The organism is Thioalkalivibrio sp. HK1, from assembly GCA_000583135.1.
In the GTDB taxonomy this organism is placed as follows: domain Bacteria; phylum Pseudomonadota; class Gammaproteobacteria; order HK1; family HK1; genus HK1.
In genome coordinates, this window is record JFBG01000037.1 from 22,795 (window position 1) to 34,721 (window position 11,927).

Sequence of the window (11,927 nt, forward strand, 5' to 3'; positions counted from 1 at the left end):
CTTCGATAGCCCCGATGTCAAACGCGTCAAACGATCAGGAGCGGTCAATCAAGTGGACGTCTTTGAACTGCGCAAAGAAATCATCGAAGAATACGAGGGATTTTCTCGTAGTTTTACCAAAATCAAGGCTCAAGATATCTCATCGGAGATCGACAAAGCCTATCAAGAGGGAAAGTTTTGGCCCGAACCGCTGATTCAGATCAACCCCAACTTCGAATCGGGCGGCACCCTTTCGGAGTTGGTCGCCGAGGGTCTTCTCGAACCGGAATGCGAGCGAATTTTCCGCATCAAGCGCTCGAAAGATGATATCGGCAAGGAACTTAAGCTTCATCGCCATCAAACCGATGCCATCCATCTCGCCCGAGAGAATAAGGCCTATGTTTTGACCACCGGCACCGGCTCGGGTAAATCGCTGGCCTATTTCATCCCCATCGTCGACGATATTTTGCGGCGAAAAAAAGAAGGAACGAGTCATAAAGGCATCGGCGCCATCGTCGTCTATCCGATGAATGCCCTTTGCAACAGCCAGTACCAAGAGTTGGAAAAATATCTATGCCATGGCTATGAACAAGGAAAAGAGCCGGTCACCTTCGCTCGCTATACCGGGCAGGAATCATCGGAAGAGCGAGAAAAGATCGCCAAGAATCCGCCGGATATTCTACTGACCAATTACGTCATGCTCGAACTGCTGATGACCCGCTTCGTCGATACCGACCAAGCGGTTCGAAAGCACGCCCAAGGGTTAAACTATCTGGTGCTCGACGAGTTGCATACCTATCGCGGACGACAAGGAGCCGATGTCGCGATGCTGGTGCGTCGGGTAAGGGATCGTTTCAATCGAGATCTGATCTGCATCGGCACCTCCGCGACCATGGCCTCGGAAGGCACTCGACAAGAGCGCAACCGAACGGTCTGCGAGGTGGCGACCAAACTCTTCGGCGCCCGAGTCGAACCCGATCAGGTGATCTCCGAAACATTGAACCCCATCACTCGGATAGTGGATGATCCGTCGACCCTCGCCCGGGCCATCGAAGAGGGCGTGCCCGAAGGAGCATCCTATAGCGCTCTCCTAAAACATCCGATTGCAGGGTGGATAGAACACAATCTCGGTTTGAAAAAAGAGGAGGACGGTCGATTCATCCGCATCCCCCGCCCCCTTTCGATCACCGATGCCGCCGATATTCTTGCAAAGAAAAGCGGCTTGGATAAAGCGCTGTGCCATGATTATCTATCGAAATTCCTGCTCGAATCCTATAAAACCCGCAACGAAGAAGGACGGAATTTTTTCGCCTTTCGCCTGCATCAATTCATCAGCGGGGCTTGGAGCGCCTATTCCACGCTGCAAGCGCAAGGCGAGCGCCATATCACCACCGAAGGGCAGAAATTCGCACCGGGTGATCGTAAGCGGCTTTTATTCCCTCTATGCTTTTGTCGCGAATGCGGTCAAGAATACTTTCCGGTTCGAACGAGGATGGAAAATAAACGGCCGAGCGAAATCAAACCTCGAGATCTTCCGGATTATTCAAAAGAGGACGAAGAGGATACTTGGGGTTATCTGATGCCCGATAGCGAGGGTCGATTCGATCCCGCATTCCCGGAGCGGCATTATCCCGATGCGTGGCTCGAAACCTTCCGCGATCGAATCCGGGTCAAACCGAGCTATCGAAAATACGAGCCGATCCAAATCCGAGTCGACCCCTTGGGAAATCCTTCCCCGGATGGATTGCCGGCATGGTTCATCGAAAAAGCCTTTCGTTTTTGTCTCAATCCTGATTGCGAAGCCCACTATCCTTTGCGCAAAGGAGAGTTGAGCAAACTCTCCGCCCTATCGAGCGAAGGCCGCAGTTCCGCCACCACGGTATTGACGCTTTCCTCCCTCAAGCGCCTGATCGACAGCGAAGATCTCGACGAAGAAACGAAAAAACTGCTCGCCTTTACCGATAACCGACAGGATGCGAGCCTGCAAGCCGGTCACTTCAACGACTTCATTCAGGTTCTATTACTTCGATCCGCCCTTTTGGCGGCCATCGATCGCAGCGAAGAGCAAGCGCTGACCGACGAATCCCTGACGCAAGGGGTCTTCGATCATCTAAGGCTCGAACCCCAAGACTATGCCTCCAACCCCGATACCAAGGGCTTCCAAGCCGACAGCACCATCAAAGCCTTACGGGATGTGCTCGGCTATCGATTGTATTTCGATCTGAAACGGGGATGGCGCATCACCAATCCGAATCTCGAGCAACTGCACTTGCTCAAAGTCGGATATCGGAATTTGATGGAATGCTGCCAAGACGAAGACGAATGGGGCAAAAGGCATCCACTGCTGGCGAATCTCTCCCCGGAAAAACGCCATGACATCATCGAAAAACTCTTGGATCGGATGCGAGAGGAACTTTGTATCAAGACAATCTATCTGGATCAGGACCACCAAGAGCAAATCCGCAATCGCTCCTATAACAGTCTGCTGGAATCCTGGGGATTATTGGAAGGCGAGAATCTGATCTCTTCCAAACGCATGATTCCGAGATCGAATCAATCCGGCAGAAGAAAGAATCAAGACGATCTTTTTCATATTTCGTCTCGCTCTCGTTTCGGCAACTGGCTGAAAAAGAAAGAGCGTTGGGACACCCCTCAACAGGGATTCGGCGAAGATACCTATAACGAAGTGATCGACGATATCCTCGAAGTGTTGACGACTTACGGTTATGTCGAGCCCTCCAAAATCGACGACGCTCGAACCGGTTATCGCATCGACTCCTCGATTCTCCAATGGAGATCGGACTCAGAATCTCAAGGTGAATATCAAGACGAACCCCGAGCCGATCCCGAAAAGTCCTCTTCCGATCAAGCGAAAAAAGCCAATGTTTTCTTTCGCGATCTCTATATGAACGTCAAAGAATTACTGACATCCGAAGAAGAGCACTTCTTTCATCGGTTGGAAGCCAGAGAGCATACGGCGCAAGTCGGTGCCGAAGACCGAGAAGTGCGGGAAAAACGCTTTCGCTTGGGGATGGGCGAGGAAAAATCAGGTCCCAAACCATCGGAAACCGTCAAGGGTCTGCCGGTTCTTTTTTGTTCACCGACGATGGAATTGGGTGTCGATATTTCAACATTGAATATGGTTTACATGCGCAATGTACCGCCGACCCCCGCCAACTACGCCCAACGCAGCGGCCGAGCCGGGCGCAGCGGACAACCGGCGCTGATCATCACCTATTGCGCCGCCAGATCGCCCCACGATCAATATTTCTTCTCCGATCCGACGAAGATGGCCGCCGGTGTCGTCAATCCCCCGACCATCGATCTCGCCAACGAAGAACTTCTTCGCAGCCACTTGCACGCGCTATGGCTGGCCGAAAGCAACACCCAATTGGATAGCTCCGTCTGCGAGACGCTCGATCTCGAGCAGGAGAGCATCCCTCCCCGTGATGATATCCGCGAGAGCCTCGATGCTTCCAAGGTCAAGAAGAATGCGTTGGACCGCGCCCGACGTATCGTCGAGGGGATGAAGGCACATCCCGAGTCTTTCTCCGCCAATTGGTGCACCGATTCATGGATCGAAAATGCCATCTCCTCGGCATATCATCGTTTCGATAAATCGTTCAAACGTTGGCGCTCGCTCTATCGAGCGACCATGAAACAGATGCGATTCAACCAAGATATCCTCTACAATTCCGCGTCTCTCGATCGGGAAATCAAGGATGCAAAAAATCGGCATGACGACGCTCTTAATCAGCTAAATCTACTTCGTGAGAAGAAATCGCGCGTCAATTCGGATTTCTATACCTACCGATACCTTGCGGCCGAGGGCTTTTTACCCGGCTATAACTTCCCGCGCTTGCCCTTGATGGCATTTATTCCCGGCAAAGTGGAACGAGGAAGGGAAAAAGATGATGGCTCATACCTCACCCGCCCCCGTTTCCTGGGGCTCTCCGAATTCGGCCCCCAATCGATCATCTACCACGAAGGGAATACCTATCGGGTCCGGCGCGCGATCATCTCCCCCCAAGACGATACTCAGGTAAGAACATCGGCGAAGCTCGGCACAAAAACGGCAAGACTTTGCCCCCAATGCGGCTACCGGCATTCCGGCGATCGATTCGAGCACGAACGCTGCGTCAGCTGTAATGCCTCGCTCGCCGACGGGATATCGATCATCAACCTTCACTCTATCGATCAGGTCTCGACCCGGCGCGCCTTTCGCATCAACTCCGACGAAGAAGAGCGTCAGCGTCAAGGCTACGAGATGATCACCACCTTTTGCTTCAACGAGCAGGATGATAAAAAGCCGATCATCAAGATCTCGGAAAAAGGCAAGCCCTTGCTGGGGCTCAAATACGGCCAAGCGGCAACGCTGTGGCGTATCAACCTCGGATGGCGGCGAAGGGAAAATAAATCCATCCACGGCTTTGCGATGGACCCCGCCACCGGCGAATGGGCGGGCAGCAAAGATAGCGATCAAGGCACCGAAACTTCCGACGATACGACGAAGGAAAATAAATATTCCCAACGCATCACCCCCTTCGTCGAGGATACCCGCAACGCCTTGATCGTTCATATCCGCTCGGATGATTCCATCGATTCCGACATGATGCCCTCCTTGCAATATGCCCTCAAACGGGGGATCGAGCAGGAGTTTCAGTTGGAGGAGCAGGAGTTGGCGGTGGAGGCGCTACCGGATCGAAACAACCATAAAACCATCTTGTTCTACGAGGCTTCCGAAGGCGGAGCCGGTGTCCTGACGCGCCTGGTCAAAGAAAGAAGCGCCCTACGAAAGGTGGCACGCAAGGCCCTTGAAATCTGCCACTACGAACCGGCATCGGGCGATTGGCGGGGCGACGAGACGGCGGATAACTTGAAAGATAAACTGGAAAAAGAATGCGAAGCCGGTTGCTATCGCTGCCTGCTAAGTTATTCGAATCAACAAGATCACGGGATGATCGACCGAAAAAGACCGGAAATGATCGACCTGCTCTGCCGCCTGAGCCGCTGCGACGACAATACCGAAGATCATCCATCGAGCGATTCATCAAGCGACGCCGATTCCTTGCAGGAAATGCGCAATATCTCCACCTCGGGTTTGGAGCATGCTTGGCTGGACTTTATCAAAGCCCACGGCTATCACCTTCCCGACAAGGCCCAACAATACTTGGAAGATATCCGCACCCGCCCCGATTTCTCCTATATCGCCTTGCAAGTTCTGATCTATATCGACGGCCCGCACCACGATAAACAAAGACAACAGCAAAAAGACGCCGACATCAACCGCAGGCTCGAAAGTGCAGGCTACACGGTCGTGCGCTTTCCCGCCGACAAAGCGACATGGCCCAATATCATCGACGAACATGCTTGGGTCTTCGGCCAAGGCAATGACGGGGGAGAAAAACGATGAGCGAGAGGGCTTCCTTCACGCCCGGTGCATTGGTCGAAGCCCGCGGCCGAGAATGGGTGGTATTGCCGAGCGCCGAGCATGAAGACCGGGAGAATCTCCTACGGCTGCGACCGCTTAGCGGATCGGAAAAAGATGCGACGCTGATCTATCTACCGCTGGAAAGCGAAGCGCCGAAGCAGGCCGTCTTCCCCCCGCCGAACCCCGAAAAACACAAGCCCGGATCCAAAGAGGCCGCGCTCTTATTGCGCGATGCTTTGCAACTCAAATTGCGCTCGGGCGCCGGACCCTTTCGCAGTTTCGGCAAACTCCATTTCGACCCCCGCGCCTATCAACTGGCCCCCTTGTTGATGGCGCTCAAGATGGAAACCACCCGCTTGTTGATCGCCGACGATGTCGGTATCGGCAAAACCATCGAAGCCGGATTGATCGCCAAAGAACTGATCGAGCGCGGCGAGATCGAAAAGTTCACGGTGCTTTGCCCGCCTCATCTTTGCGAGCAATGGAAAAGCGAACTCGAAGAGAAATTCAACATCCGTGCCGAGGTGGTTCGCACCGGCACCGTCACCCGGCTCGAGCGCGATCTGCTGTCCGCCGGCGAATCGATCTTCGATGTTATCCCCTTCACCATCGTCTCCCTCGACTATATCAAGCAAGATAAACGCCGCGATGAATTCCTGCGCGCTTGCCCCGACTTCGTCATCATCGACGAAGCCCACGCCTGCGTGCGATCGGGTGCGGGCAAGACCCGTCATCGGCGCTATGAACTGGTCAAAAAACTCGCCGAAAAACAAGACCGAGGCATGGTGTTGTTGACCGCCACCCCTCACTCCGGCGACCAACAAGCCTTTGCAAATCTTCTAGGCCTGTTGGATCAAAAGTTCACCCCGCTTGCGGAACCCGATAAAGGCGATGATCGAAAAAACCTGCGAGAAGCTCTCGCCTTACATTTCATCCAACGTCGCCGCGCGGATATAGACGAATGGAAGGACGATAACGCAGGCTTTCCCCGACGAGAAAGCCGAGAGACCACCTACCGACTCTCCGGCGATTGGAGCGGATTTTTCGATGAAGTACTGAACTATGCCCGCACCATCGTTCGCCGCAGCGAAGGGGGCACGGATCTACAAAGACGCATGTCTTGGTGGGCCGCTCTGGCCTTGCTGCGCTGCGCTTCGTCGAGCCCGGCAGCGGCGGAGCAAGCGCTGAAAACCAAATTACAAGCCCCCGAGGGTGCAAGCGATAAAGATCGAGTCGATGCCACCGACCGAAAAGGCATGGAAATGGTCCTGGACGAATCGGATGACGACTCCCTAAGCCTCAGCGAAACCGCACCGGCGGGGGATATTGCCGATACGCAAGATGATATGCAACATGATAGACAACAAGATATCGAATCTTTGAGAAGCCTGATCGAACGCACCCGTCATTTACGCGGACCCGATCGAGATCCGAAACTGAAAAAACTCATCGATGAGATCACCTCGCTGATCGACGATGGCTTTCGGCCGGTCATCTTCTGCCGCTATATCGCCACCGCGCACTATGTCGGCGAAGCCTTGAAAGTAGGGTTGAAAACCAAGGCCGGGAAAAAACTCCGCGTCGATATCATCACCGGAGAGTTGACCCCGGATCAGCGAAAAGAGCGCATCGACGCTTTGGGCAATGCAACGGGCGAAGAGGAAGGCGATGTATCATCCCTACCCCTTTTGGTGGCCACCGATTGCCTTTCCGAGGGCATCAATCTGCAAAGTTTTTTCGATGCCGCCATTCACTACGATCTCGCTTGGAATCCCACCCGCCACGAGCAAAGAGAAGGACGAGTGGATCGCTTCGGCCAGAGCGCCAAGGTGGTACGAACCTTGATGCTCTACGGCGAAAACAATACCGTCGACTGGGCGGTCATGCGTGTGATCCTGCGCAAAGCGGAGATGATTCGCAAAGAACTCGGTATTTCGGTGCCCTTGCCCACCAACAACACAAAAGTGATCGAAGCGGTGATGGAGGCGGTGCTCTCCGCCCGCGCTCATCTATCGCAAAGCGCATTGTTCGAAAAGACCGAAGCCGATGTCGAGCGGGAATGGAAGCAAAGCAGCGAGCGACACCGGCGCACGGTCTTCGCCCAGCAATCCCTCAAACCCGAAGAAGTGCTGCCCGAATTTCAAAAGGCGACCACCGCCTTGGGCGGCGAAGAGGATGTGGAGCGTTTCGTGCACCGATGCGCCGAAAGGTTGGGAGCGCCTCTTGATGAGCGTCGGGGCTATCGTATATTGCCGACGATGCACCTGCCCAAGCCGCTGCAAGATCGCCTCGAAGATGCCGGATTGCCCGCCAAACCCAAGATCGCCTTCGATGGCTCGGCCCCGAAGGGAACGCTTCATATCCACCGCACCCATCCGCTGGTATCGACCCTTGCCGAGCATGTCGTCGAATGCGCCTTGGACAACCGCACCGGATCGACACCATCAAGCACGATGAACGAAGACGATTTCCTCGGCGGTGCCCGTAGCGGCGCCTTCTTCTCCAAAGGGATCGAAAAGCGCACCGTCGTCTTCCTCCTTCGCCTTCGCACCCAAATCACCACCCACCGACAAAAGGCGAACGCAAACCAAACAACAACCTATCTCTTGGCCGAGGAGTGCTTGGGCGTTGCCATCGCCAAAGACCCATCCGGCAAGATCGAAACCCGAATCGGCAAGGATGCCTTGGATCTGCTGCATAAAGAAACGGGACGCAATATGGAACAGGGGCAAAAAATCCATCTATTGCGTCAAGAGATCGGATCGCTCGCCGAGAAAGAAAAGATCTTCGATCGCATCGCCGAAGACCGAGCGAAGGAACTGCTCGCCGACCATCGCCGGGTTCGAGCGGCGAGCGACGCCCGGGGACGCTATGAAGTCAAACCCTCCAAACCGGTCGACATCATCGGGGTTTATATCCTGATGCCCATGCAAGCATGAGTCAATCTTGAGTCGGGCATGAGTCAAGAACAATCCCAAGAACGAATCAAGAGCGAGCCCAAGGATCAATCATGGATAAAACCCTACAAAGTTTCGCCGCATTGCGGATCGTGGGCGGCATCCTCTCGCCCGAGTTCTTGCATAAAATCGCAAGATTGGACGCCCCCGATCAAAAAGCCGCCGATTACGATCTCTCCCGCTCGCTCGACATCAAACAGGAAATCGACCGCTATTGGCTGATCGCCCGCGACCTGCATACGCAATATAAAGAGCGCCGAGTGCGAGAAGGGCTCGATAAAGAACAGATCACCGAACAATGGAATCGAAACCTCCTACAAGACGTGCTCGGCTATAAAACGCTGACCGAATTCGATGATACCAATATCGAGGAGCGAACCTTCCCCCTGACCCACCAAGCCCACGAGGGCGCCGTCCCCCTGCTCTTGGTCAAGGATTTCGAACTCGAACTCGACCGCGCCGACAAACGCTTCGGGAACGAGCACCGAAACCGGCAGGCGCCCCATAATCTGATGCAGGAATACCTCAACGCCACCGATCGCTCGCTTTGGGGAGCGGTCTCCAACGGCTCCAAGTTTCGCCTGCTGCGAGATAACGCCAGCCTCACCCGCCCCGCCTATATCGAAATCGACCTCGAACTCATCTTCGAAGAAGATCTGACACCGGATTTCGCAGCCTTCTGGTTGATGGCCCACGATAGCCGCCTGCGCCCGACCAAAGAAAGCGGAAAAAACAACCGATGCATCATCGAGGGCTGGCGGGATCAATCGCATGAAATCGGCGAACGGGTCCGAGCGGACCTGCGCAAGGGAGTCACCGATGCCTTGCGATCGCTGGGCCAAGGTTTCTTGCAACACTCCGATAACGAAGCCCTGCGCAAGAGGCTGCGCCCCGAATCGCTGGAAGAGCCCGCTCACGAGACGATGATCGAAGCGGCGCAACCGAACCTCTCCGAGCGACATTATTTCGAGCAGATCTTGCGCTTGGTCTACCGCCTGCTCTTCCTCTTCGCCGCCGAAGAGCGCGCCCTTCTGCACCCACCGAACACCCCCAAAGAAAAACGCGCCATCTACGAACAAGGCTACGGCATCGCCCGCCTGCGCGACCTCGCCCGGCGCCGCCGCAACTACGATCACCATCATGACCTGTGGCAAAGCCTTCGCATCACCTTTCGCGCTCTTGGCGAAGGCATCGACGATCTAGGGCTCCCGGCCTTGGGCGGCCTCTTTCGCTACGAAAAGAACGCCGATCTCGCCCCCGACTCGAAGGCATCCGATTCCGATACCTTTTGCCCCGACCTCGACAACGCACGCATCACCAACGAATATCTATTGGAAGCGATCCACAAACTCGCCTTCTTCGCAACGAAAAACAGCCTCGTCCGCATCAACTACCGCGACATGGGAACCGAAGAACTGGGCTCCGTTTATGAAAGCCTGCTCGAACTTCATCCGCAAGTCGAAGTCAACAGCCTGCCTTGGCGATTCTCCTTCATCAACGATAGCGACGACGAGGGCAAAACCACCCGCGGCTCCGATCGCAAACTCACCGGCTCCTATTACACCCCACCCACATTGGTTGCAGAACTGATCAAATCCACCTTGGAGCCGGTGATCCAACGAACCATCGAAGAAAACCCCAAAGACCCGCGCACCGCCTTGTTGCAGCTGAAGATCATCGACCCCGCCTGCGGCTCGGGCCATTTCCTGCTCGAAGCCGCTCGCCGCTTGGCTATCGAAATCGCCCGCCTCGAATCGGAAGACAACACGGTGGACGAGAACCTTCGCCGAAGCGCCTTGCGAGAAGTGGTGCAACATTGCATCTACGGCGTGGACCGCAACCCGCTGGCAGTGGACTTATGCAAAGTGGCACTGTGGATGGAAGCGGTGGTCCCCGACAAACCGCTGACCTTCCTCGACTCTCATATCCTCGAGGGCGATAGCCTGATCGGGGTTTTCGACAAAGATGTCTTGGACGAACCGATTCCGGACGATGCCTATAAAGCATCGACAGGGGATGACAAAGCGGTTTGTGCGGATCTGAAACGAAGAAACCGGTTATCGAAGCAACGCGACCTGCTCTATGCATCCGGCACATCCGATCCGATCGCGAAAATGGGATCCCTCGAAGAAATGCCGGAAGACACATCAAAGGATATCGAAGAAAAAAGACGTCTCCGCAAAGCCCAGCTGAAAGAACAAGAACCGGAAAAATTACGCGCCGACCTCTATGTTGCAGCGTGGTTCGCCAAAAAAACCAAGGACAACCCGGATAGCGTGCCACTGACCCAGGATTTACATCGACTCGAAGAAGACGAACGATCCCGAAGAGTGGAGGCCGAAAGACTCGCAAGCACCCTCGCCAAAGAGAATCGATTTTTTCACTGGCACTTGGCATTCGGGCACATCCTGGATGACGGCGGCTTTGATGTGATACTAGGTAATCCACCTTGGAAGCGTATCAAACTGCAAGAGAAAAAATTCTTTGACGGCCGCTCGTCCAAGATTACCAATGCTCGCAATTCAACTGAGAGAAAACGCCTGATCGAAGCCTTGAATGAAGACGACGCCCGACCGGCTGATCGAAGACTCTATCAAGAATTCATCTTGGCGAAGCGTCATGCTGAATCTGCGAGCCTCTATTGCCTCAGTTCCAATCGCTTCCCTCTCACCGGTAAGGGTGATATCAACACCTACGCACCTTTTTCCGAACTCTTACTGCAAGCCCTCAGCCCGAAAGGTAGATCCGGTATGATCGTACCCACCGGCATTGCGGTCGATGATACGACGAAGGTTTTCTTTCGACACATTATCGAAAAGAAAAGACTTGTCAGTCTATTCGATTTCGAAAATCATGATAAATTATTCCCTGCCGTCTCCAGCAAAATGAAATTTTGCCTTATGACATTGAGCGGAGAGAATCTACCGATATCCGACTCTGAATTCGCTTTTTATTTACATCGTACAGATCAACTCAAAGATGACGAAAAACGCTTTTCTCTAACTGAAGATGATTTCGAACTCTTTAACCCCAATACGAAAAACGCTCCGACCTTTCGAACTCGGAAAGATATGGAACTCGCCCGAAAAATCTACCGGAATGCAGGGGGAGTTCTCCTAAAAGAAGGCAAGGGATCGATCCCCGATCGTAATCCGTGGGGAGTGAAACTTTCAACCATGTTTCACATGTCGAATGATTCGAAATTTTTCAAAACCCGAAAGGATATGGAAAACGAGGGATACCAACTACAGGGCAACCATTTTATCAAAGACGACGAATGCTGGCTACCGCTGTACGAAGCAAAGCTCTTCTTTCAATACGATCATCGTTTCGCCACTTTTGATGTTTCCGAAGATAATATCAAATCTGGCCATCCAAGACAGACGACCATACAAGAAAAGGAAGACCCGAAATCGGTGATACTACCAAGGTATTGGGTGGACCTCCGGGAAGTGGAAAAAAGACTCGAAAAAACCGAAAAAATACCTAAGAATCCTAGCGTGGAATCTGCTATAATAGAGCAGAGATCTATCTATCAGAACGAACGAACGAACGAACGA

3 protein-coding genes are annotated in these 11,927 nt (G+C 53.8%); all 3 read left to right on the top strand.

The window, feature by feature from the left end; all coding sequences use genetic code 11:
* Positions 1-52: 52 nt before the first annotated feature.
* The gene (locus BF99_RS0110460; protein WP_025770820.1) at positions 53-5,392 is read left to right on the top strand and encodes a DEAD/DEAH box helicase; all 5,340 of its coding nucleotides are present in this window, start codon (positions 53-55) and stop codon (positions 5,390-5,392) included.
* A complete protein-coding gene (locus BF99_RS0110465; protein ID WP_025770821.1) occupies positions 5,389-8,349 on the top strand; it encodes a helicase-related protein in 2,961 nt (986 codons plus the stop codon). The genes BF99_RS0110460 and BF99_RS0110465 overlap by 4 nt, the downstream gene beginning before the upstream one ends.
* 71 nt (positions 8,350-8,420) lie before the next feature.
* On the top strand, positions 8,421-11,927 hold a 3,507-nt coding region (locus tag BF99_RS20720; protein ID WP_051482873.1), incomplete at its 3' end, for an Eco57I restriction-modification methylase domain-containing protein.